Origin of the sequence: Caballeronia sp. GAWG2-1, assembly GCF_023631405.1 — a bacterium.
GTDB lineage: Bacteria > Pseudomonadota > Gammaproteobacteria > Burkholderiales > Burkholderiaceae > Caballeronia.
This window is the reverse complement of sequence record NZ_JALQDD010000015.1, coordinates 1-21869: the sequence shown is the minus strand read 5'-3', so window position 1 is coordinate 21869 and position 21869 is coordinate 1. Positions and strand designations below refer to the sequence as shown.

23 protein-coding genes are annotated in these 21869 nt (G+C 62.2%); 20 read left to right on the top strand and 3 right to left on the bottom strand.

Annotated elements, in window-relative coordinates; genetic code table 11:
- The 8 genes from NCR98_RS10120 (at window position 1) to NCR98_RS10085 (ending at window position 8353) form a co-directional block, all read left to right on the top strand.
- On the top strand, window positions 1-615 hold the full coding sequence (locus NCR98_RS10120) for a DUF2059 domain-containing protein (protein WP_244828095.1): 615 nt from the start codon (window positions 1-3) through the stop codon (window positions 613-615).
- Window positions 616-790: 175 nt separating this feature from the next.
- Window positions 791-1873, top strand: coding sequence for a 3-phosphoserine/phosphohydroxythreonine transaminase (serC, locus tag NCR98_RS10115; protein WP_250526116.1), 1083 nt, complete (start codon window positions 791-793; stop codon window positions 1871-1873).
- 40 nt (window positions 1874-1913) lie between these two features.
- Window positions 1914-2996 carry a prephenate dehydratase gene (gene pheA, locus NCR98_RS10110; protein WP_244825924.1) on the top strand — a complete coding sequence of 361 codons (1083 nt, stop codon included), beginning with the start codon at window positions 1914-1916 and terminating at the stop codon, window positions 2994-2996.
- An 81-nt stretch (window positions 2997-3077) separates the two neighbouring features.
- Complete coding sequence (locus tag NCR98_RS10105) at window positions 3078-4004, top strand: prephenate dehydrogenase (protein WP_250526115.1); 927 nt, start codon at window positions 3078-3080, stop codon at window positions 4002-4004.
- Between the two features lie 9 nt (window positions 4005-4013).
- Complete coding sequence (gene aroA, locus NCR98_RS10100) at window positions 4014-5318, top strand: 3-phosphoshikimate 1-carboxyvinyltransferase (RefSeq protein WP_250526114.1); 1305 nt, start codon at window positions 4014-4016, stop codon at window positions 5316-5318.
- Between the two features lie 103 nt (window positions 5319-5421).
- Window positions 5422-6102, top strand: a complete 681-nt coding sequence (cmk, locus tag NCR98_RS10095) for a (d)CMP kinase (RefSeq protein WP_244825918.1) — start codon at window positions 5422-5424, stop codon at window positions 6100-6102.
- A gap of 165 nt (window positions 6103-6267) precedes the next feature.
- Complete coding sequence (rpsA, locus tag NCR98_RS10090) at window positions 6268-8001, top strand: 30S ribosomal protein S1 (protein WP_244825917.1); 1734 nt, start codon at window positions 6268-6270, stop codon at window positions 7999-8001.
- A 22-nt stretch (window positions 8002-8023) separates the two neighbouring features.
- On the top strand, window positions 8024-8353 hold the full coding sequence (locus NCR98_RS10085; RefSeq protein WP_244825916.1) for an integration host factor subunit beta: 330 nt from the start codon (window positions 8024-8026) through the stop codon (window positions 8351-8353).
- Window positions 8354-8488: 135 nt separating this feature from the next.
- Here the strand turns inward: NCR98_RS10085 and NCR98_RS10080 are convergent, their stop codons facing one another.
- The gene (locus tag NCR98_RS10080) at window positions 8489-8632 is read right to left on the bottom strand and encodes a hypothetical protein (RefSeq protein ID WP_250526113.1); all 144 of its coding nucleotides are present in this window, start codon (window positions 8630-8632) and stop codon (window positions 8489-8491) included.
- Between the two features lie 78 nt (window positions 8633-8710).
- On the opposite strand from NCR98_RS10080, the gene NCR98_RS10075 reads away from it, so the two are divergent.
- The 7 genes from NCR98_RS10075 (at window position 8711) to cysM (ending at window position 15273) form a co-directional block, all read left to right on the top strand.
- A complete protein-coding gene (locus NCR98_RS10075; RefSeq protein WP_244825914.1) occupies window positions 8711-9004 on the top strand; it encodes a LapA family protein in 294 nt (97 codons plus the stop codon).
- A gap of 82 nt (window positions 9005-9086) precedes the next feature.
- On the top strand, window positions 9087-10262 hold the full coding sequence (gene lapB / locus NCR98_RS10070) for a lipopolysaccharide assembly protein LapB (RefSeq protein ID WP_250526112.1): 1176 nt from the start codon (window positions 9087-9089) through the stop codon (window positions 10260-10262).
- A 69-nt stretch (window positions 10263-10331) separates the two neighbouring features.
- Entirely contained in the window at window positions 10332-11735 is a 1404-nt protein-coding gene (locus NCR98_RS10065) for a UDP-glucose dehydrogenase family protein (protein WP_250509354.1), read from the top strand.
- Entirely contained in the window at window positions 11701-12678 is a 978-nt protein-coding gene (gene rfaE1, locus NCR98_RS10060) for a D-glycero-beta-D-manno-heptose-7-phosphate kinase (RefSeq protein ID WP_250526111.1), read from the top strand. Before NCR98_RS10065 ends, rfaE1 begins: the two co-directional genes overlap by 35 nt.
- Window positions 12679-12706: 28 nt before the next feature.
- On the top strand, window positions 12707-13699 hold the full coding sequence (gene rfaD, locus NCR98_RS10055) for an ADP-glyceromanno-heptose 6-epimerase (protein ID WP_250465318.1): 993 nt from the start codon (window positions 12707-12709) through the stop codon (window positions 13697-13699).
- Between the two features lie 75 nt (window positions 13700-13774).
- The gene (locus NCR98_RS10050) at window positions 13775-14128 is read left to right on the top strand and encodes a ComEA family DNA-binding protein (protein WP_244825907.1); all 354 of its coding nucleotides are present in this window, start codon (window positions 13775-13777) and stop codon (window positions 14126-14128) included.
- A gap of 242 nt (window positions 14129-14370) precedes the next feature.
- A complete protein-coding gene (cysM, locus tag NCR98_RS10045; RefSeq protein ID WP_250465316.1) occupies window positions 14371-15273 on the top strand; it encodes a cysteine synthase CysM in 903 nt (300 codons plus the stop codon).
- Between the two features lie 67 nt (window positions 15274-15340).
- On the opposite strand, the gene mltB is transcribed toward cysM, so the two are convergent.
- Window positions 15341-16489, bottom strand: a complete 1149-nt coding sequence (gene mltB / locus NCR98_RS10040) for a lytic murein transglycosylase B (RefSeq protein ID WP_244825905.1) — start codon at window positions 16487-16489, stop codon at window positions 15341-15343.
- A gap of 307 nt (window positions 16490-16796) precedes the next feature.
- Here mltB and NCR98_RS10035 point away from each other — a divergent pair, with 307 nt between their 5' ends.
- Window positions 16797-17720, top strand: coding sequence for a histone deacetylase family protein (locus NCR98_RS10035; protein WP_250526110.1), 924 nt, complete (start codon window positions 16797-16799; stop codon window positions 17718-17720).
- 4 nt (window positions 17721-17724) lie between these two features.
- Here NCR98_RS10035 and NCR98_RS10030 read toward each other — a convergent pair whose 3' ends face one another.
- A complete protein-coding gene (locus tag NCR98_RS10030; RefSeq protein ID WP_250526109.1) occupies window positions 17725-18603 on the bottom strand; it encodes an alpha/beta hydrolase in 879 nt (292 codons plus the stop codon).
- A gap of 232 nt (window positions 18604-18835) precedes the next feature.
- Here NCR98_RS10030 and NCR98_RS10025 point away from each other — a divergent pair, with 232 nt between their 5' ends.
- The 4 genes from NCR98_RS10025 to NCR98_RS10010 all read left to right on the top strand — a co-directional run.
- Complete coding sequence (locus NCR98_RS10025) at window positions 18836-19870, top strand: methionine ABC transporter ATP-binding protein (protein ID WP_250465313.1); 1035 nt, start codon at window positions 18836-18838, stop codon at window positions 19868-19870.
- Window positions 19860-20513: a methionine ABC transporter permease gene (locus NCR98_RS10020; RefSeq protein WP_244825900.1), complete on the top strand. Its 654-nt coding sequence runs from the start codon at window positions 19860-19862 to the stop codon at window positions 20511-20513. Before NCR98_RS10025 ends, NCR98_RS10020 begins: the two co-directional genes overlap by 11 nt.
- Window positions 20514-20547: 34 nt before the next feature.
- A complete protein-coding gene (locus NCR98_RS10015; RefSeq protein ID WP_250526108.1) occupies window positions 20548-21342 on the top strand; it encodes a MetQ/NlpA family ABC transporter substrate-binding protein in 795 nt (264 codons plus the stop codon).
- Window positions 21343-21576: 234 nt separating this feature from the next.
- Window positions 21577-21869, top strand: a 293-nt coding sequence (locus NCR98_RS10010) for an electron transfer flavoprotein subunit beta/FixA family protein (protein ID WP_502799736.1), incomplete at its 3' end; no start/stop codon positions are given.

Genomic DNA, 21869 nt, shown 5'->3' with positions numbered 1-21869 from the left:
ATGCAAGGACGTTTCAAGCAGTGGATGTTGCTGGCCGCTTTCGTGCCGACTTTCGCGATGGCTCAGTCGCTTCAGAACCAGGCGCCGAACCAGGCGGCAGCTCCGGCACCGGCCGCAGCAGCCCCGGTTGATCCGGCCAAGCAAGCCGCGATCAAGGACCTGCTCGACGCGATCGACGCGCAGAAGCTGGTCGGCGCGATCGGCAACAGCGCGCAAATGCAGTCGAAGCAACTCGTCCCGGCAATCCTGTCGGACGCGCTGTCGGAAAACAAGTCGCTGAACGACAAGCAGAAGCAAGCTGCCGTTCCGACGCTGCAAAAGAACGCAGTGCCGAAGCTGGTCGACTCGGCAGGGCAGGTGTTCGCAACTGACAGCTTCCGTCAGGACGCAATGAAAGCTCAGTACGACGCATACGCGAAGTACTACACGACCGATGAAATCAAGGACCTGACCTCGTTCTACAAGAGCACGACGGGCCGCAAGTTCATTCAGGTTCAAGACCAAGTTGGTCGCGACGTGGTCAATGGTTTGATGCAGAAGTACATGCCGCAAGCCATCAAGGCAACGCGCACGCAAGCCGACCAGGAAGTGGCAAGCGTCAAGCCGGGCAAGTAAGCACGGTGGCATAGTCTGGAAGGCTCGCGCATTGGCGGGTTTTCAGGACAGTGCGATAATGGCTGTTTGCGCGCAAGCGCAAGCAGCCATTTCTTTTTTAGGCGCGGACAACGAGCTTTTCGGCTCATCGTTTCAGGCTCCGCGTCTGTCGAACGAGACAAATCGGGATCTCCAGATGCGCGTGTTCAATTTCTCCGCCGGCCCGGCCGCCTTGCCAGAAGAAGTGTTGAAGCAAGCCGCCGATGAAATGCTCGATTGGCAAGGCAGCGGCATGAGCGTGATGGAGATGAGTCACCGCGGCGCGGAGTTCACGTCGATCCATGAAGCGGCGCTGACCGATCTGCGGGAATTGCTCAAGGTGCCGGCGTCGCATCGCATATTGTTTCTGCAGGGCGGTGGCATTGGCGAAAACGCCATCGTGCCGATGAACATGCTCGGTACGAAGAAGACCGCCGATTTCGTCGTCACCGGTTCATGGTCGACCAAGTCGCTCAAGGAAGCGCAGAAGTACTGCACGCCGCATCTCGCGGCGACTGGCAAGACCGAGCAGGGCTTCACGCGCGTGCCTGTGTTGAGCGAGTGGCAGCTTTCGGACGATCCCGCCTACGTGCATCTGTGCACGAACGAAACCATCGACGGCGTCGAGGCCTTCGAAATTCCCGATCTCGGCGACATTCCGCTCGTGGCGGACGCGTCGTCGCACATTCTTTCGCGTCCCATGGACGTCGCCAAGTACGGCGTGCTCTTCGGCGGCGCGCAGAAGAACATCGGCATGGCGGGCGTGACGGTCGTGATCGTGCGCGAGGATCTGCTCGACCGCGCGCTGTCTATCTGCCCGTCCGCGTTCGAGTGGAAGATCGTCGCGGAGAACAATTCGATGTACAACACGCCGCCCACTTACGCGATCTACGTCGCTGGCCTCGTCTTCAAGTGGCTGAAGAAACAGGGCGGCCTGGAAGCCATGGAAGCGCGCAATCTCGAAAAGGCGACGTTGCTTTACGACACCATCGATTCCAGCGATTTCTACGTCAACAAGGTCGACCGGAACGCGCGCTCGCGCATGAACGTGCCGTTCTTCCTCGCCGACGAATCGCGCAATACCGATTTCCTGACCGGCGCCAAGGCGCGCGGTCTGTTGCAACTGAAGGGCCACAAGTCCGTCGGCGGCATGCGGGCATCGATCTACAACGCGGTGCCGGTCGAGGGCGTGAAAGCGCTCGTCGAGTACATGAAGGAATTCGAGCAGACCAGCGCGTAAGCCTCATCGCTCCTTTAACTGCCTCTGCCCCAAGCACCGCATGGACGACGATCTCAATTCAAGACTCAAACCGCTGCGTGAACGCATCGACGCGCTCGACGCGCAACTCATCGCGCTTTTGAATCAGCGCGCTTCCGTCGCGCTCGAAGTCGGCGAAGTGAAGAAGCATTTCAACGCGCCCGTGTTTCGGCCGGAGCGCGAACTGCAAGTCATCGCGCGTCTGCAGGAAATGAGCGACGGCCCGCTCGCCGACGCGCACATCGCCGCAATCTGGCGCGAGATCATGGCCGCGAGCCGCGCGCTCGAACAGACTATCCGTTCAGCGTTCCTGGGCCCGGTCGGCACGTATAGCGAACAGGCGATGTTCGAATACTTCGGTCATTCGATCGAGGGCCTCGCGTGTCCGTCCATCGACGAAGTGTTTCGCTCGGTCGAAGCGGGCGCCGCGCAATATGGCGTCGTGCCGGTCGAGAATTCGGCGGAAGGCGCGGTGTCGCGCACGCTGGACTTGCTGCTGGAAACGTCGCTCTTGATTGGCGGCGAACTCGCGCTGCCGATTCACCACAATCTTTTGACCGCGTCCGGCACGCTCGAAGGCGTGAAGCGCGTCTATGCGCATCCGCAAGCGCTCGCGCAGTGCCAGCACTGGCTGACCGCGAACGCGCCGCAGCTCGAACGGCAGGCGGTTTCGAGCAACGCGGAAGCGGCGCGTATCGCGGTGGGCGACCCGGCCGTCGCGGCCATCGCTGGCGACCGCGCGGCCACGCATTACGGCTTGGGCGTCGTTTATTCGCAGATTCAGGACGACCCGCACAACCGCACGCGCTTCGTGATCATCGGTCGCGAACCGACGGGGCCGAGCGGTCACGATCAAACTTCGCTCATCGTGACGGTGACCAATGAATCGGGCGCAATGTTCAAGCTCCTGGAGCCGCTCGCAAAGCACGGCGTTTCCATGACGCGCTTCGAATCGCGGCCCGCGCGCGCCGGCACGTGGGAGTATTACTTCTATATCGATATCGAAGGGCATCGCGACGATGCGTTCGTCGCCGCCGCGCTCGATGAACTTGGGCGCAAGGCCGCGTTTCTGAAGATTCTCGGGTCCTATCCGCGCGCGCGTTGACCCGAGTTTTCGCGGGCCGCCGCTCGATTGGGCAGCGGCCGATTTTTCCAGCGTCGAACGGCGCGCACTTATCGATGTTCCGTGGACGCATTCTCTTTCAATAAACTGGTTATTTTCGGCGTCGGCCTGATCGGCGGATCGCTTGCGCGCGCGTTGCGCGAGCGCGCGGGAATCGAAGGCCGCGTGGTCGGCATCGGACGCTCGCTGCGCTCGGTCGAGCGCGCGCTCGAACTCGGCGTGATCGACGAAGCCGTCGCGCTCGACGACGACGCGGCGCTCGCACGCGCGTTGCACGGCGCGGATCTCGTCTTGATCGCGGCGCCCGTCGCGCAGACCGAACCGCTGCTCGCGCGCATCGCGCCCTTGCTCGAAGCGCGGACCATCGTCACGGACGCAGGCAGCACCAAGAGCGACGTCGTCGCGGCGGCGCGCGCGGCGCTCGGCGTAAAGCTTGCGCAGTTCGTGCCCGGGCATCCGATCGCCGGGCGCGAATCGAGCGGCGTCGATGCCGCCTTGCCCGACCTTTACGTGGATCGCAACGTCGTGCTTTGTCCGCTCGCCGAAAACGCGCCGGCCGATGTCGACCGCATCGCCGCGATGTGGCGCGCGACCGGCGCGGCGGTGCATCGCATGAGCGAGACGCAGCATGATCGCGTGTTCGCGTCGGTGAGCCATCTGCCGCACGTGCTCTCGTTCGCGCTCGTCGAGCAGATTTTGGAAGCACCCGACGCCGAGCTCAAGTTCTCATTCGCCGCGGGCGGATTTCGCGATTTCACGCGCATCGCGGCATCGAGTCCGGAAATGTGGCGCGACATCTGCGTGGCGAATCGCGCCGCGCTGCTCGCCGAACTCGACGATTACGCCGCCGTGCTCGCACGGTTTCGCGCGGCCATCGATGCGTCGGACGGCGCGGCGCTCGAAGCGGCGTTCGCGCGTTCGCGTGTCGCCAGAAAAGAATGGCAGGAACGCGGCAGCATCAAGACGTCCGGCGATCCCGCCGCGAAATAAGGAAAGACCATGGAACATCTCGATCTCGGACCCTTCTCCCGCGCGTCCGGCACGGTGCGGCTGCCCGGCTCGAAGAGCATCTCGAACCGCGTGCTTTTGCTCGCCGCGCTCGCGAGCGGCGAAACGCAGATCACGAATCTGCTCGATTCCGACGACACACGCGTGATGCTCGCCGCGCTGCAAACGCTCGGCGTTACGCTTCTAAACGACGGCGAACGCGTCATCGTGAACGGCACGGGCGGCGCGTTTCCGTCGAAGGCGGCGGAACTGTTTCTCGGCAACGCGGGCACGGCGGTGCGGCCGCTCACGGCGGCGCTCGCGGTCAACGGCGGCGAATATCGCGTGCATGGCGTGCCGCGCATGCACGAACGGCCAATCGGCGATCTGGTCGATGGCTTGCGTCAGATCGGCGCGAAAATCGACTACGAGCTCAACGACGGCTTCCCGCCGCTCAAGATTCATGCGGCGAAAATCGCCATCGACCAACCCATCCGCGTACGCGGCGATGTATCGAGTCAGTTTCTGACCGCGCTTCTGATGAGCCTTCCGGTGATCGAGGGGCGTGACGCGTCGGTGACCATCGAAGTCGAAGGCGAGCTGATTTCGAAGCCGTACATCGACATCACCATCCGGCTGATGGAGCGTTTCGGCGTGCAGGTCGAGCGCGACGGCTGGGCGCGCTTTACCGTGCCGGCCGGCGCGGGCTACCGGTCGCCAGGAGCGATCATGGTCGAAGGCGATGCATCGTCCGCGTCGTATTTCCTGGCGGCGGGCGCAATCGGCGCCGGTCCGGTGCGCGTGGAAGGCGTGGGCCGGGCGAGCATCCAGGGCGATGTCGGTTTCGCCGACGCGCTCAATCGCATGGGCGCGAACGTGATGATGGGCGAAGACTGGATCGAAGTGCGCGGCGTCGAGTCCGACGACGGCAAACTCGCGCCCATCGACATGGACTTCAACCTGATTCCCGACGCGGCGATGACCATTGCCGTCGCCGCGCTCTTTGCCAACGGCACGACCACGCTGCGCAATATCGCTAGCTGGCGCGTGAAGGAAACGGACCGCATCGCCGCGATGGCAACCGAGTTGCGCAAGGTCGGCGCGACGGTGGAAGAGGGCGCGGATTATCTCGTCGTCACGCCACCCGCCGAACTCACGCCGAACGCCGCGATCGATACTTACGACGATCACCGCATGGCCATGTGTTTTTCGCTCGTGAGTCTGGGCGGCGTGCCGGTTCGCATCAACGATCCGAAGTGCGTGAACAAGACGTTCCCCGATTATTTCGATCGCTTCGCGACGCTCGCCCACGCCTGAAAGAGACGCCCAAGACTCAAACGCCAACGAACGCCGCAATATGAAACGCGACCATTTCGACTTCAACGAAAGCAGTAATAACGGGCCAGAAAGGCCGAGAGCAATGAAACCGACCCGTCCATTCGACCCCACACCAGTAATCACCATCGACGGGCCGACCGCTTCGGGCAAGGGCACGGTCGCGGCGCTCGTCGCGGCCACGCTCGGCTTCCACCTGCTCGACAGCGGCGCGCTTTATCGGCTGACGGCGTTGGCAAGCCTGAGCTACGACATCGACACGGACGACGCTGCCGCCCTCGCAAAGCTCATCGGTGCGCTTCACATCACCTTCCGCGAGGGCTGTGCGCAGCTCGACGGCGTGGATGTATCTAGCGAGATTCGCGCCGAGGAAGTCGGCAACCGCGCGTCGGCGATCGCCGTGCATCCGCAAGTGCGGCAGGCGCTCGTCGCGCGGCAGCGGGCGTTCCGCAAGCGTCCGGGCTTGGTCGCCGATGGCCGCGACATGGGCACCGTCATCTTTCCCGATGCCACGTTGAAAGTGTTTCTGACCGCAAGCGTCGAAGCACGCGCGGCACGCCGGCATAAGCAATTGATGCAAAAAGGTTTTTCTGCTAATATGGATGACTTGCTGCGAGATTTGCGTGAGCGCGACGCCCGGGACTCCAACCGGGCCACCGCACCGCTCAAAGCCGCGGCGGACGCGAAGACGCTGGACACCTCCGGTTTGTCGGTCGATCAGACGGTGGAACAAATCATCGGTTGGTACAGCGCGGTTCGTGTATAGCGGTTCGTTTTTAGCGAGTTGTGAAGAACAGTAGTCAGCTGTAGACGCAAGGTGCTCTTCCATGTGGCGGAGCGTGTTTTAACCCCTTAACCCCGCATCGCCTCGCGCACTTATCCGGCCATATTCCGGCTCTTCGGAAACTTCAAAGGCCATCGCGCAAAAGCCGTGCAAATATCGATTTTTATGTCCGACCTGCAAACCTCTACCCCGAATACCGAATCTTTCGCGGCTCTGTTCGAAGAGTCGCTGACCAAGCAGGACATGCGCGCCGGCGAAGTGATCTCCGCCGAAGTCGTGCGCGTCGACCACAACTTCGTGGTCGTGAACGCTGGTCTCAAGTCCGAAGCCTACATTCCGCTCGAAGAATTCCTGAACGACGCGGGCGAGGTTGAAGTGCAGGCGGGCGACTTCGTTTCCGTCGCAATCGACGCGCTGGAAAACGGCTATGGCGACACCATCCTGTCGCGCGACAAGGCGAAGCGTCTGGCTTCGTGGCTGTCGCTGGAAAAGGCCCTCGACAACAACGAACTCGTGACCGGCACGATCACGGGCAAGGTCAAGGGCGGCATGACCGTGATGGTCAACGGCATCCGCGCATTCCTGCCGGGTTCGCTGGTCGACACGCGTCCGGTCAAGGACACGACGCCGTACGAAGGCAAGACGCTCGAATTCCGCGTCATTAAGCTCGACCGCAAGCGTAACAACGTCGTGCTGTCGCGCCGCGCTGTCATCGAAGCGACGCAAGGCGAAGAGCGCGCAAAGCTGCTCGAAACGCTGAAGGAAGGCGCGATCGTGGAAGGCGTGGTCAAGAACATCACCGACTACGGCGCATTCGTTGACCTCGGCGGTATCGACGGCCTGCTGCACATCACCGACATCGCATGGCGTCGTGTGCGTCACCCGAGCGAAGTTCTGTCGGTTGGCCAGGAAGTTACCGCCAAGATCCTCAAGTTCGACCAAGAGAAGAACCGCGTTTCGCTCGGCATCAAGCAACTGGGTGACGATCCGTGGGAAGGCATCTCGCGCCGTTACCCGTCGGGCACGCGCCTGTTCGGCAAGGTCACCAACATCACCGACTACGGCGCATTCGTCGAAGTGGAATCGGGCATCGAAGGCCTGGTTCACGTGTCGGAAATGGACTGGACGAACAAGAACGTTGCACCGTCGAAGGTCGTGCAGCTGGGCGACGAAGTCGAAGTCATGGTTCTGGAAATCGACGAAGACCGCCGCCGTATCTCGCTCGGCATGAAGCAATGCAAGCCGAATCCGTGGGATGACTTCAGCCGCAACTTCAAGAAGGGCGACAAGATCAGCGGCGCCATCAAGTCGATCACCGACTTCGGCGTGTTCATCGGTCTGCCGGGCGGCATCGACGGCCTGGTTCACCTCTCCGACTTGTCGTGGAGCGAAACCGGCGAAGAAGCCGTGCGCAAGTACAAGAAGGGCGACGAAGTCGAAGCCGTGGTTCTGGGCATCGACGTGGACAAGGAACGTATTTCGCTCGGCATCAAGCAGCTCGAAGGCGATCCGTTCAACAACTTCGTCGCGATCAACGACAAGGGCGCTATCGTCGACGGTACGGTGAAGTCGGTGGACGCGAAGGGTGCGGTTATCACCCTGACGGCGGACGTCGAAGGTTATTTGCGTGCTTCGGAAATCGCGCAAGATCGCGTGGAAGATGCTCGCAACGTGCTGAAGGAAGGCGACAAGGTCAACGCGATGATCATCAACATCGATCGCAAGTCGCGTGGCATCAACCTGTCGATCAAGGCGAAGGATTCGGCCGAACAGCAGGAAGCCATTCGTGGTCTGCAGACTTCGGACTCGAACGCCGCCGCCACCGGCACGACCAACCTCGGCGCGCTGCTCAAGGCCAAGCTTGACGGCCAGAACAGCTAAGCCTTAACGGTACTGCTGCAGTATGACCAAATCGGAATTGGTCGCCCAGTTGGCGTCGCGATTTCCGCAACTTGTCCTTAAGGATGCGGATTTCGCGGTGAAGACGATGCTCGATGCGATGTCGGAGGCTTTGGCCAACGGTCATCGTATCGAGATTCGCGGCTTCGGCAGCTTCGGGCTCAATCGCCGTCCGTCGCGCGTCGGGCGCAATCCAAAGTCGGGTGAGAAAGTGCTGGTACCGGAGAAATTCGTGCCGCACTTCAAGCCGGGCAAGGAGTTGCGTGAACGCGTGGATGGTCGTGCGGGTGAGCCGCTGAAGGAGTCGAATGACGACGATGCGGACGATCTCTGATCGGCGCCCATCGTCCCCGTGATCAACTTGATCTCAGGTTCGCGGCGTCCGGCCACGAGGCAATCGACCAGAAAAGCACCCTGCGGGGTGCTTTTTTTATTGCCGGCCCAACTTGCGCGGCCTTATAGCGGCACGTTACGGGTGCGGCATTTGCTCAGCCATCGCCTGCTGATCAATTTCAACGATTGGTGATAGCCCTTTCGCGCCCGATGCGTTCCAATTGAGGTCGGCGCGCCGCAGGTGCTGGCGCGCGAAGGCATCCATTACAATACCGGTCACTTTGACCTGGTTATCATCCGCGCGGGCTTGGCGTCATGCCAACCACTGACACGCGCGACCGCTCCTGGAAAACCGTACATGAAATTCATCGTCTGGCTGATCCGTGTCCTGGTATTCGTGCTTCTGCTCGTGCTGGCGCTCGCGAATCGCGACCCCGTCACGCTGAACGCGCCCGGAGGATTTCAATGGCAAGCCCCGTTGATCCTGATCGGCCTCGCATTTTTCCTCGTGGGCTTGCTGGCGGGACTGGTTTCGGCTGTGCCGAAGATGCTGCGTTTGCGCATGGAAAACGGGCGCCTCAAGCGCGAGTTGCGTGTCGCACGCGAGACGCCGGTGGTGAAGGAAGAGCCGCCCATGCCGCCGCTCATCTAAAGAAATCATTCGCAACTGTCCCGGCGAGCGCCGTGAGGGTTGTTAAAAAGCAGACACCTAACCGACTCTTCGACAAAAGCGCATGGATCTAGACTTCTGGTGGCTGCTCGTCATTCCCGTTGCCTTCGCTCTCGGCTGGATGGCGTCCCGCTATGACCTGAAAACGCTGCTATCCGAAAATGCGAGCCTGCCGCGCTCGTATTTTCGCGGCCTGAATTTCCTGCTCAACGAGCAACACGACAAGGCGATCGACGCGTTCATCGAGGTGGCCAAGCTCGATCCCGAAACCATCGAACTGCACTTTGCGCTCGGCAACCTGTTTCGGCGGCGCGGCGAAACCGATCGCGCGATCCGCGTGCATCAGAACCTCTTGAGCCGTGCCGATCTTCCCGTGGCCGAGCGCGATCACGCGCTCTATGAACTCGGTCAGGACTTTCTGAAGGCTGGGCTGCTCGATCGCGCCGAGGAAACTTTCCGCTCGCTCGAAGCCGGCGAATACTCGCTCGGCGCGCAACGTGCGCTTCTGACCATCTATGAAATCGAAAAAGATTGGCCGAAGTCGATCTCGACCGCCGAGCGCATCGAAAAGATGGGCGCGCCGTCGCTGCATATGGAGATCGCGCATTTCCACTGCGAGCTTGCGCAGGAGGCTTTGCAGCGCAAGAATCCGGAAGGCGCGCGCGACGAGTTGAAGCTCGCGCTGGCGTCGAATCCGGATAACGTGCGCGCAACCATTCTCTCGGGCGATGTCGAAGCCGCCGCCGGCAATGTCGAAACGGCGATCGAAAGCTGGAAGCGCGTGGAGGCGCAGAACGAAGCGTATCTGCCGCTCGTCGCCGAAAAGCTGATGAAGGCGTACAGCACGCTTGGCCGCAAGGAAGAGGGCGTCGACTTGTTGATCGATTACGCGAGCCGTTATCCATCGAACGATTTGCTCGATGTCGCGTACAAGCATGTTCAGGAGTTGCGCGGACTCGACGCGGCGCACGCGCTTGCGAGGAAGCAAATGGAAAGCGCGCCGAACCTCGCGGGCATGACGCGTCTGCTCGAAGCGCAGGAAGCGACCGCCGAGGAGCCGCGCCGCGGCGAGCTCGAACTCATGCGCACGCTCGTCAAACAGCGCACGAAGAATCTGCCGCGCTATACATGTCAGACCTGCGGCTTCCGCGCGCGTCTATTCTATTGGCAATGCCCCGGCTGCAGCGGCTGGGAAACCTACGCGCCGCGCCGCGTGGAGCCGATCACCAGTTCCGCCTGAGGGCGGACGCGCTCGAGAGCGCGAGGCGTCGTCTCCGCCACCGGCATTTCAGGAATCAGTTAAAAGCGTATGAAAATCACCATCGTCGGCACGGGTTACGTCGGTCTGGTTACCGGCGCGTGTCTCGCCGAAATCGGCAATGACGTGTTTTGCGTGGATGTCGATCCGCGCAAGATCGATATTCTCAACAACGGCGGCGTGCCGATCCACGAGCCGGGCTTGCAGGAAATGCTCCGGCGCACGCGCGCGGCGGGTCGTATTCAGTTTTCCACCGACGTGCAGGCAAGCGTCGAGCATGGCGAGATCCAGTTCATCGCGGTCGGCACGCCGCCCGACGAGGATGGCTCCGCCGACTTGCAGTACGTGCTCGCGGCGGCGCGCAATATCGGCCGCTATTCGAACGGCTTCAAGGTGATCGTCGATAAATCCACGGTGCCAGTCGGCACGGCGCTGCAGGTCAGCAACGTGGTCGAAGCCGAACTAAAGGCGCGCGGACTGGAAGGTTCGGACGAACACGGCTTCTCGGTCGTGTCGAATCCGGAGTTCCTCAAGGAAGGCGCCGCCGTGGACGACTTCATGCGGCCGGATCGCATCGTGATCGGTATCGACGACGACGAGAACGGCAAGCTTGCGCGCGAGAAGATGAAGCGGCTCTACGCGCCGTTCAACCGGAATCACGAGCGCACGCTTTACATGGACGTGCATTCCGCCGAGTTCACCAAGTACGCGGCCAACGCCATGCTGGCCACGCGCATCTCGTTCATGAACGACCTGTCGAATCTCGCGGACATGGTCGGCGCGGATATCGAAGCGGTGCGACGCGGGATCGGTTCGGACCCGCGCATCGGCTATCACTTTTTGTATGCGGGCTGCGGCTACGGCGGCTCGTGTTTCCCGAAGGATGTGCAGGCGCTCGTTCAGACCGCGCGTGAAAACGGCCATCGGCTGCGCATTCTCGAAGCGGTCGAGGAAGTCAACGACGCGCAAAAGGAAGTGCTCGTCAACAAGATCGTCAGGCGCATGGGCGAGGATCTGCGCGGGCGCACGTTCGCCGTGTGGGGGCTCGCGTTCAAGCCCAATACCGACGACATGCGCGAGGCGTCGAGCCGGCGCATCGTCGAGGCGCTGCTCTCGCGCGGCGCGACCGTGCGCGCTTACGATCCCGTCGCATTGCAGGAAGCCGAACGCGTACTCGCGCTCGATCTGGCCGAGCGGCCCGACGACATCAAGCGTCTGCACTTCGTGCGCTCGCAGCAGGAAGCGCTGACGGATGCGGATGCGCTCGTCATCGTGACCGAATGGAAGGAGTTCAAGAGCCCGGACTTCGCGCATCTGAAGAGCGCGTTGAAAATGCCGGTGATCTTCGACGGCCGCAATCTGTATGAACCGGAAGCGATGTCCGAGATGGGCATCGATTACTACGCAATAGGACGTCCTCATGTCGCTCTCGACAGTAACGGCAAGCGCAGCTGATTCCGCCGACATTCCGGTGGTGCCGCGCGCGCGCATTTCGGCGGCGCGCGTGCTCGTAGTGGGCGACGTGATGCTCGACCGCTACTGGTTCGGCGACGTGAATCGCATCTCGCCGGAAGCGCCCGTGCCTGTCGTGCACGTGCAGCGTAAGGAAGACCGCTTGGGCGGCGCGGCCAACGTCGCGCGCAATGCGGCGGCGCTCGGCGCGCAGGCTGGCCTCTTGTGTGTGGTCGGGCATGACGAACCGGGCGAGCGCATCGTCGAATTGCTGGGCGAGAGCCGGGTCGCGGGCCATCTCGAACGCGATCCCGAACTGCTGACGACCATCAAGCTGCGCGTGCTGTCGCGGCAGCAGCAACTGCTGCGTGTCGATTTCGAAAACACGCCGAATCACGAAGTGCTGGCGGCGTGCCTCGCGCGCTTCGCGGAACTGCTGCCGCAGCACGACGTCATCCTCATGTCGGACTATGCGAAGGGCGGGCTCACGCACGTCACGCAGATGATCAGCGAGGCGCGGCAAGCAGGCAAGCCGGTGCTGGTCGACCCCAAAGGCGACGACTGGGACCGCTATCGCGGCGCGACACTCATCACGCCGAATCGCGCGGAGTTGCGCGAGGTGATCGGGCAGTGGAAGTCGGAAGAAGATTTGCACGAGCGCGTGAACAAGCTGCGCGCGGAACTCGACCTGAGCGCGCTCTTGCTCACGCGTTCGGAAGAGGGCATGACACTCTTCACCGAGAACCAGGTGCTGCACACTTCGGCCGAAGCACGCGAAGTGTATGATGTCTCGGGCGCGGGCGACACCGTCATCGCGACCGTCGCGACCATGCTCGGCGCGGGTGTGCCGCTCGTCGATTCCGTGGCTTATGCGAACCGCGCGGCGGGTATCGTGGTTGGCAAGCTCGGCACCGCGACCGTCGATTACAACGAACTCTTCGCCTGACTCTTCGGGCAACTCGGGCAACTCCATCATGACCTTCATCGTTACCGGAGCGGCTGGCTTCATCGGCAGCAATATCGTCAAGGCGCTCAACGAGCGCGGCGAGCATCGCGTGATCGCGGTGGACAACCTCACGCGTGCCGACAAGTTCAAGAATCTCGTCGATTGCGAGATAGACGATTACCTCGACAAGACCGAATTCGTCGAGCGCTTCAGGCGCGGCGACTTCGGTCAGGTGCGCGCGGTGTTCCATGAAGGCGCCTGTTCGGACACGATGGAAACCGACGGCCGCTACATGATGGAGAACAACTTCCGTTACAGCCGCGACGTGATGGATATCTGTCTCGCACAGGGCGCGCAGTTTCTCTACGCGTCCTCGGCTGCGACGTATGGCGGTTCGAGCCGCTTCGTCGAAGAGCGCGAATACGAAAAGCCGCTCAACGTCTACGGTTATTCGAAGCTGCTGTTCGACCAGATCGTGCGTCAGGTGTTGCCGAAGGCGGGCAGCCAGATCGTCGGCTTTCGCTACTTCAACGTCTACGGTCAGCGCGAAACGCATAAGGGTCGCATGGCGTCCGTGGCGTTCCACAACTTTAATCAGTTTCGCTCGGAAGGCAAGGTCAAGCTCTTCGGCGAATACAACGGTTATGCCGCAGGCGAGCAGACGCGCGATTTCGTCTCCGTCGAAGACGTGGTCAAGGTGAATCTGTACTTTCTCGATCATCCGGAGAAGTCGGGCATCTTCAATCTCGGCACGGGCCGCGCGCAGCCGTTCAACGACATCGCCTCGACGGTCGTCAACTCGTTGCGCGCACTGAATGGCGAGGCCGCGCTCTCGCTGGCGGAGCTCGTGCAGCGCGGCTTGATCGAATACGTGCCGTTCCCGGATGCGCTGCGCGGCAAGTATCAATGCTTCACGCAGGCGGACCAGTCGCATCTGCGCGCGGCCGGTTACGACGCGCCGTTTCTGACGGTGCAAGAGGGTGTCGATCGCTACGTGCGTTGGCTATTCGGCCAGCTATAAAGGCAATCGAAGTCTCTCTACACTGGGTCTCGCGGTCGGCACTGTTCGCCGGCCGGTTCTTCTGGAGACTCAGTCATGTTCAAGCAAGCATTCTCAACGATCGTCGCGCTCGCGCTCACCTTTTCCATCGGTTCCGCGCTCGCGGCGGTCGATGTCAACACCGCCAACGCCGACGCCCTGCGCGGCATCAAGGGCATCGGCCCGGCCAAGGCGAAAGCCATCCTCGATGAACGTCAGGCGCACGGCCCCTTCAAGGACGCGTCCGATCTCGGCTCGCGCGTGAAGGGCATGGGCGGCAAGACCGTATCGCGCCTGGAGGCCGAAGGACTGAGCATCGGCGCGGCACCGAAAGCGGCAGCGCCCAATTCCGTGAACGCGACGCCGGTCTCGGCATCGACGGCGGCGAAGCCCGTGGTCGTCAAGAAATAGCCGGCGGCTCTTTCCTCGCATCAAAAAAGCTCCTTCAGCCTCGGATGGTTTGGGCTCCCCGCGGTCTGTCTCGTCGCGGGGTTTTTGCATGAACGCCGATGCGCCCGGCATTCCATCCGTGCAAGAGGGGTGAAGAACATGGAAAGGACCGCTGGGCTACAATCGACGGATTCCCATACCAAATCCCCACGAAGATCGCACGCGGTGTGACCTTTTCGGCGGGATATGAATCCGGTCCGCTTATGGCTTACATGACTATCGAAGACACGATCGGCAACACGCCGCTCGTGCAACTCGTCCGCGTCGTGGACGATGAAATCCGCAGCCGCAACAACGTCGTTCTCGGCAAGCTGGAAGGCAATAACCCGGCGGGATCGGTGAAAGACCGTCCGGCACTGTCGATGATCAGGAAAGCTGAGGAACGCGGCCGCATCAAGCCCGGCGACACGCTGATCGAATCGACGAGCGGCAACACCGGTATCGCGCTTGCCATGGCTGCGGCAGTGCGCGGCTACAAGATGGTGCTGATCATGCCGGAGGACTTGTCCATCGAGCGCCGGCAGAGCATGGGCGCGTATGGCGCGCAGATCATCCTCACGCCGGTCACGGGCGGCATGGAATACGCGCGCGATTTGGCCGACCAGATGCAGCGCGATGGCCGCGGCATCATCCTCGATCAATTCGCCAATCCGGACAATCCGCTCGCGCACTACGAAACCACCGGGCCGGAACTGTGGAAGCAGACGGAAGGACGCATCACGCACTTCGTCTCGTCGATGGGCACCACGGGCACGATCATGGGCGTGTCGCAGTTTCTGAAAGAGAAGAACGAGCAGATCGAGATCGTCGGTGCGCAGCCGGAGGAAGGCTCGCGCATTCCGGGCATCCGCAAATGGCCGGAAGCGTATCTGCCGAAAATTTTCGATCGTAGCCGCGTGGATCGCGTCGAGAACGTGAGTCAGGCAGCGTCGGAAGCGATGGCGCGCCGGCTGGCATCGGTCGAAGGCATCTTCGCGGGCATTTCGTCGGGCGGCGCGTGCGAAGTCGCGCTGCGCGTGGCGCGTCAGGTCGAGAACGCGACCATCGTGTTCGTGGTGTGCGATCGCGGCGACCGCTATTTGTCTACAGGCGTGTTTCCCGCGTGAGTCCTTCCGCGGCCGAAAAAAAAAAACCCCGGCGCGCCGGGGTTTTTGCTTGGTGCCAAAGAAGCCCTTACTGCGCGCCTGTTGCCATGCGCGCCTTCACGGCCTCGCCAAGCTGATACACCGCGAGCGCATAAAAGAAGCTGCGGTTATAGCGCGTCAATGCATAGAAGTTCCTGAGCCCGAGCGTGTATTCGGTGGCGCGGCCCGGCGTGGGTAGATCGACGACCGTAAGCGGCGTGCCGGCTTCGGCATCGACATTAAGGCCCGGCTGGTCGATTATCATGCCCGCTTTCGTCAGTTGCGCGAGCGACCAGCGCGGCTCCGGCTGACCGTTCGCGGCCGCTTCCGCGATACCCTGACTGCCGACATCGCCCGCGATTTTCCACACCACCGGTCGCCCGGGTTCCCAACCGTTCTGCTTCAGATAATTCGCGACACTGCCGATGGCATCCGCCGGACTCGTGCGCAGATCGATACGGCTGTTGCCGTCGTAATCCACCGCATATTGCACGATGCTGCTTGGCAGAAACTGCGGAATGCCGATCGCGCCCGTGTACGAGCCGAGCACGGTGGTCGGGTCGATTTGCGCGTCGCGCGTCCAGACCAGCAGGTCTTCGAGATTCTTGCGGAAGGTCGCCTGACGGTCCACGCGATTCGGCACATTGGGGTAGTCGAACGTGAGCGTGGTCAGCGCGTCGAGCGCGCGGAAGTTGCCCATGTATTTGCCGTAGATCGTCTCCACGCCGATGATCCCGACGATCACTTCCGGCGGCACTCCGAACTGCTCGGAGGCGCGCTGCAGCGTCGCCTGATTCGCGCGCCAGAATTTCACGCCCGCGTTGATGCGCACCGGCTCGATGAAGCGCGCCTGATACGCGCGCCAGTTCTTCGCGGACGGCGTGGGCGAAGGCAGCACTAGCTTGACTGCCGTCGCCGAATAACTGACGTGATTGAAGAGGTCGTGCAGCGCGGCGGAGTCGAAATCGTAGCGCGCGACCATGTCGTTGATGAACGCATCGACATTCGGGTTGTTCGCGTAGCGCTGCGGAACGATCTCTTCCTCGAAATCCTGTCCTTGCGGCGTTGCGGTTTGCGGTTGCTGCGACTGCGCCCACGCGCTGTTGCCGCCAAACGTGGCGATCGCGCAAACGAACGAGGCGAGAAGGGCGCGCTTGAGCGAGACAGGAGAGACGAACGGGGCGAACTGAAAAGTCATAGTCTGCGTGGTTGTGCGATAAGGGGCGTAGCCGGATGTTCGAACGGTCAGACGCCTGCTGAACGGTGCAACGATCCGCAACGTTTCTCAACGGAACGCAGCGGCCGGCGACATGCCGTGCACGCATGCAAGGCTGCCTTCGGCTCGGGGCAGTATAACCGACGCATGGTGCCCGGACTGCCGTGGAGAGCGAGAAGGCGGCCGTTTCGAACGGTGTGGTAACTTAACGTCAAATGCGCGGTGCGGGATACGCGTATGACGAAAAAACACGAGACGAGAGCCGACCCCGACGGCACTGCGAGACATCATGGCCACCGGCTTTTACTCCCACCCCGACTGCCTCAAGCATGACAACGGCGAGTGGCATCCCGAATGCGCGGCGCGTTTGCAGGCGATTGAAGATCAACTGATCGCAAGCCGCATCGACATGCTCGTCGAGCGCGAGGAAGCACCGCTCGCCGGGGAAACCGACCTAGCGCGCGTGCACACGCAGTCGCATATCGATTACATCAAGAGCCGCACGCCCGAGCATGGCAGAAGCGAACTCGACCCGGATACGTCGATGTGTCCGCAGTCGTATCGCGCGGCCTTGCGTGCGGCGGGCGCGGCGATCGCGGCGACCGATGCCGTCATCGGAGGCCGATACGAAAACGCGTTTTGCAGTGTGCGTCCGCCGGGTCATCATGCCGAGCCCGCGCGCGCGATGGGCTTTTGTCTCTTCAATAACGTGGCCATTGCGGCGCGGCACGCGCTCGAAGTGCACGGTCTGCAGCGCGTCGCCGTGATCGATTTCGACGTGCATCACGGCAACGGCACCGAAGCTGCGTTCACGGGCGACTCGCGCGTCATGATGTGCAGCTTCTTCCAGCATCCGTTCTATCCGTTCACGGGCGCGGACAATCACGCGTCGAACATGGTCAACGTGCCGCTGCCCGCGCGCACCAAGGGCATGGCAGTACGCGAAGTGGTCGACCTGATGTGGCTGCCGCGCCTCGAGGAATTCAAGCCGCAGATGCTGTTCGTCTCGGCGGGCTTCGATGCGCACCGCGAAGACGATCTCGGCAACATGGGACTTGTCGAGGACGATTACGCGTGGATCACCGAAAAGATTCGCGCGGTGGCCGAGCGTCATGCACAAGGGCGCATCGTCAGTTGTCTCGAAGGCGGCTACAACCTCTCGGCGCTCGGGCGCAGCGTCGTCGCGCATCTTCGAGCGCTGGCCGAAATCTAGCCTGTCACGGATGCGTGCGCGCATAGTCGGCGCGCACGAGCGTCCAGTCGATGAGCGCGCGAATCACGCGATCGCGGTCCAGGTCGTTGAGCGTCTCGTGATAGCTGCCGTCGATCATTTCGAGCGTGCTGTCGGTCGAGCCCGCGTTGGCTTCGAATTCACGGCTGCCGGCCGGATCGCAGATGACATCCGCCGTGCCATGAAACACCAGAAGCGGCAACTTGATGAGATCGCGCTTTGCCGCGATGCGCTCCATCGCCGCGAGAATCTGCGCGCCCGTGCGAGCCGGAACCGGACCATGATGCACGAGCGGATCGCGCCGGTTCGCCTCGACGACGCCGGGCGCGCGAGAGAGCAGCGCGGGATCGATCGAGAACGCGGGCCAGCGCGGCATCAGCGTGCCGACGATGCGGTTGAGCGTCGTCTTCCAGCGCGGCGTGCCGCTGCCAATGCGCAATGCCGGGCTCGACAAAATCAATCCAGCCAGCTTCTTCTCGCTCTCGCGTTCGGCGGCATGGAGCGCGGCAATCGCGCCGCCCATGCTGTGGCCCATCAGAAAGAGCGGCGTGTCGGCGGGCGGTGTCGTGGCGCAGGCTTCGAGAAGCACTTCGGCATCGAGCAGATAGTCGGTGAAGACGCGCACCCACGCACGCTCGCCCGACGACTTGCCGTGACCCCGCAGATCGATTGCGAACAGTTCGATGCCCGCCGCGTTGAGCACTAGCGCCAGCGCGTCGTAGCGGCCGGCATGTTCGGCAAGGCCATGCACGAGCGCGATGCGCGCTGTCGGCTCCAGTGGAGGCTTCGGCTGCCAGCGGTGCAGGAAGAGTTCGACGCCCTGGCGTGTGGTGACGGTGCTGGTGGAGTAGACGTTGGTTGGCATGCGGTGAGCTTCGAAGTGATCGGCTGCGGCCAGGCATCAAGCAAATTCGATTCAGTAATTAAATCATCGAAATTCATTATTAAACAGAATGTTGATGCTCCGGTAAAATCCTGCGGCTGAACAGCAACGAAGTTAGAACGAGCGGCGGCTGGCTGCGCGGACGCTACAGTGTCCGCGAAAGCCTCCCGCCGTTTGTATTTTCCGGACCACGCATGAATCACGTCCTGGTCGAATGATCGAAATCCGCAATCTCTCACAGCGTTTCGCGAGCCCACGAGGCTGGGTCGAAGCGCTACACAACGTCAATCTGACGATTCCCGCCGGCGAAGTGTTCGGCATCATCGGGCGCAGCGGCGCGGGTAAGAGCACGCTGGTGCGCACCATCAACCTGCTGACGCGACCGAGCGAAGGCAGCGTCGTGGTCGATGGCCGCGATCTCATGACGCTCGGCAAGCACGACTTGCGCGCCGCGCGCCGTGACATCGGCATGATCTTCCAGCATTTCAACCTGCTGTCGTCGCGCACGGTGTTCGACAACGTCGCGCTGCCGCTCGAACTCGCGGGCAACAAGCGCGCGGAGATCGAGGCCGTGGTGTTGCCGCTGCTCGAACTCGTCGGCCTCACCACGCACAAGGACAAATATCCCGCGCAGATCAGCGGCGGGCAGAAGCAGCGCGTGGGTATCGCGCGCGCGCTTGCGAGCAAGCCGAAAGTGCTGCTCTCCGATGAAGCCACCTCCGCGCTCGATCCCGAAACCACGCGTTCCATTCTCGACCTGCTGCGCAAAATCAATCGCGAGCTCGGGCTCACGATCGTGCTTATCACGCATCAGATGGACGTCATCAAGCAAGTGTGCGATCGCGTCGCCGTGCTCGATGCCGGGCGCGTGGTCGAAGAGGGCAAGGTGGTCGATGTCTTCATGCAACCGCATCACGAAGTCACGCGCGCGCTGATCGGCGATGTCATCGCGCACGAGTTGCCGCCCGCGCTCAAGGTGCGCGTGGCCGAGCGTCTCAAGACCGGCAGCGGCCATTTGCTGCGGCTCGCGTTCACGGGCTCGGGCGTCGATCAGCCGATTCTCTCCGAGACCATCCGCCGCTACGAGCTCGACTTCAATATCCTGCATGGCCAGATCGACGAGATTCAGGGCCAGGCGTTCGGCTCGCTCGCGGTGCTCGCGGGCGGTCAGCCGGTGAAGGTCGCCGAGGCGATTACTTATTTGCGCTCGCAAGGCGTCGTGGTGGAGGAGCTTTCCCATGTTGAGTGAAATGTTCGACATGTTCGTGCAGTCGTTCTGGGAGACGCTGATCATGGTCGGCATCTCCGGGCTGATCGGCGCGGCGCTTGGGCTTCCGCTCGGCGTGCTCCTGTATCTGACGGATCGCGACGGCGTGCTGCCCAATCTCGCCGTGAATCGAGTGCTCGGCGGCATCGTCAATGCCGTGCGCTCGACGCCGTTCATCATTCTGCTCGTCGCGGTCATTCCCTTTACGCGGCTCGTCGTGGGCTCGTCCATCGGTACGGCGGCGGCTGTCGTGCCGCTGACCATCGCGGCCGCGCCGTTCATCGCGCGGCTCGTCGAAACCGCGTTGCGCGAGGTGGATCGCGGGCTTATCGAAGCCGCTCAGGCCATGGGCGCGACCACGCGGCAGATCGTCTTCAAGGTGCTGCTGCCGGAATCGTTGCCGGGCGTGGTGGCGGGGCTGACCATCACGTTCGTTTCGCTTGTCGGTTATTCGGCGATGGCCGGTGCAATCGGCGGCGGCGGGCTCGGCGACCTCGGCATCCGCTACGGTTATCAGCGCTTCTTGCCCGAAGTGATGCTCACGGTGGTCATCATCCTCATCGTGTTCGTGCAGCTCGTGCAGTCGTTCGGCGACTGGCTCGTGCGCCGTCTCAGTCACAAGTGAAGTTCGCATCAACCTCATAACGAAAGGTCAGTTCATGCAACGTCGATTCATTCTGAAGTTCGCCGCCGCGTTGTCCGCGGTCATGCTGGTCAGCGGCGTCGCGCATGCCGAAGACGCGATCAAGGTCGGTGTGACGGGCGGGCCGCACGCGCAGATCTTGGATGTCGTGAAGCAGGTCGCGGCGAAGAACGGCCTGAAGATCACGGTCATCGAGTTCTCGGACTATGTGCAGCCGAACGCCGCGTTGTCCGCGGGCGACCTCGACGCGAACAGCTATCAACACTTGCCGTATCTCGATGCACAGGTGAAGGATCGCGGCTACAAGCTCATCAAGGTCGCCGACACGGTGACGTTCCCTATGGGCATCTACTCGAAGAAGATCAAGTCGCTTGGCGAGTTGCAGAACGGCGCGCGCGTTGCGGTTCCGAACGATCCTACCAACGGCGGCCGCGCATTGCTGCTGCTGCAAAAGCAAGGCTTGCTCAAGCTGCGCGCCGATGCCGGATTGAAGGCGACGCCTATCGATATCGTCGAAAATCCGAAGAAGCTGAAGATCGTCGAACTCGATGCCGCGCAGATTCCGCGCTCGCTCGCCGACGTGGACGCCGCCGCGATCAACACGAACTTCGCGATGGAAGCGGGTCTCAAGCCGAACGCGGATGCCATCGCGATCGAAGATCCGCATGGTCCGTACGCCAACATCATCGCCATTCGCGCGGTGGACAAGGACAAGCCTTGGGTTGCGAAGCTGGTGGCCGCGTATCACTCGCCGGAAGTGAAGCAGTTCATCGCCGGCAAATACTCGGGCGCGGTGATTGCCGCCTGGTAAGCCAGCAGAAAGCGGACTGCGGGTTTTTTGGGATAGTGAATAGAACGGTCGTTCGATATTATTCGGTGTATGCCGATCGTGCGTCGCCTCGCCCACCCGTTTCGGCGGGGGAAGCGCACACGCAGCGCTCGTATAATGTGAGGCTGGGTTGACTCAATCGATCGCCGAATCCGCAAGGAATCGGAAGAACAAGCTTCCTCCGTTAGCGCGGAGAGACCCTTTTGGAGCGTGTGGATGAAAATTCTGGTGCCAGTCAAGCGCGTGGTCGACTACAACGTGAAGGTCCGGGTCAAGTCGGACAACACGGGTGTCGATATCGCCAACGTGAAGATGTCCATGAACCCGTTCGACGAGATCGCCGTGGAAGAGGCGGTGCGTCTGAAAGAAGCGGGCGTGGCAACCGAAGTGATCGCCGTGTCGTGCGGCGTCACGCAATGCCAGGAAACGCTGCGCACGGCGCTTGCAATCGGCGCGGATCGCGCCATCCTCGTCGAGTCCCCGGATGAGTTGCAGCCGCTTGCCGTCGC

Excerpts from the sequence above, each read along its gene's own strand:
- NCR98_RS10120 (WP_244828095.1), top strand. The coding sequence starts at position 1 with ATGCAAGGACGTTTCAAGCAGTGGATGTTGCTGGCCGCTTTCGTGCCG.
- serC (WP_250526116.1), top strand. The coding sequence starts at position 791 with ATGCGCGTGTTCAATTTCTCCGCCGGCCCGGCCGCCTTGCCAGAAGAA.
- pheA (WP_244825924.1), top strand. The coding sequence starts at position 1,914 with ATGGACGACGATCTCAATTCAAGACTCAAACCGCTGCGTGAACGCATC.
- aroA (WP_250526114.1), top strand. The coding sequence starts at position 4,014 with ATGGAACATCTCGATCTCGGACCCTTCTCCCGCGCGTCCGGCACGGTG.
- cmk (WP_244825918.1), top strand. The coding sequence starts at position 5,422 with ATGAAACCGACCCGTCCATTCGACCCCACACCAGTAATCACCATCGAC.
- NCR98_RS10085 (WP_244825916.1), top strand. The coding sequence starts at position 8,024 with ATGACCAAATCGGAATTGGTCGCCCAGTTGGCGTCGCGATTTCCGCAA.
- NCR98_RS10075 (WP_244825914.1), top strand. The coding sequence starts at position 8,711 with ATGAAATTCATCGTCTGGCTGATCCGTGTCCTGGTATTCGTGCTTCTG.
- lapB (WP_250526112.1), top strand. The coding sequence starts at position 9,087 with ATGGATCTAGACTTCTGGTGGCTGCTCGTCATTCCCGTTGCCTTCGCT.
- NCR98_RS10065 (WP_250509354.1), top strand. The coding sequence starts at position 10,332 with ATGAAAATCACCATCGTCGGCACGGGTTACGTCGGTCTGGTTACCGGC.
- rfaE1 (WP_250526111.1), top strand. The coding sequence starts at position 11,701 with ATGTCGCTCTCGACAGTAACGGCAAGCGCAGCTGATTCCGCCGACATT.
- rfaD (WP_250465318.1), top strand. The coding sequence starts at position 12,707 with ATGACCTTCATCGTTACCGGAGCGGCTGGCTTCATCGGCAGCAATATC.
- NCR98_RS10050 (WP_244825907.1), top strand. The coding sequence starts at position 13,775 with ATGTTCAAGCAAGCATTCTCAACGATCGTCGCGCTCGCGCTCACCTTT.
- cysM (WP_250465316.1), top strand. The coding sequence starts at position 14,371 with ATGGCTTACATGACTATCGAAGACACGATCGGCAACACGCCGCTCGTG.
- mltB (WP_244825905.1), bottom strand. The coding sequence starts at position 16,489 with ATGACTTTTCAGTTCGCCCCGTTCGTCTCTCCTGTCTCGCTCAAGCGC.
- NCR98_RS10035 (WP_250526110.1), top strand. The coding sequence starts at position 16,797 with ATGGCCACCGGCTTTTACTCCCACCCCGACTGCCTCAAGCATGACAAC.
- NCR98_RS10030 (WP_250526109.1), bottom strand. The coding sequence starts at position 18,603 with ATGCCAACCAACGTCTACTCCACCAGCACCGTCACCACACGCCAGGGC.
- NCR98_RS10025 (WP_250465313.1), top strand. The coding sequence starts at position 18,836 with ATGATCGAAATCCGCAATCTCTCACAGCGTTTCGCGAGCCCACGAGGC.
- NCR98_RS10020 (WP_244825900.1), top strand. The coding sequence starts at position 19,860 with ATGTTGAGTGAAATGTTCGACATGTTCGTGCAGTCGTTCTGGGAGACG.
- NCR98_RS10015 (WP_250526108.1), top strand. The coding sequence starts at position 20,548 with ATGCAACGTCGATTCATTCTGAAGTTCGCCGCCGCGTTGTCCGCGGTC.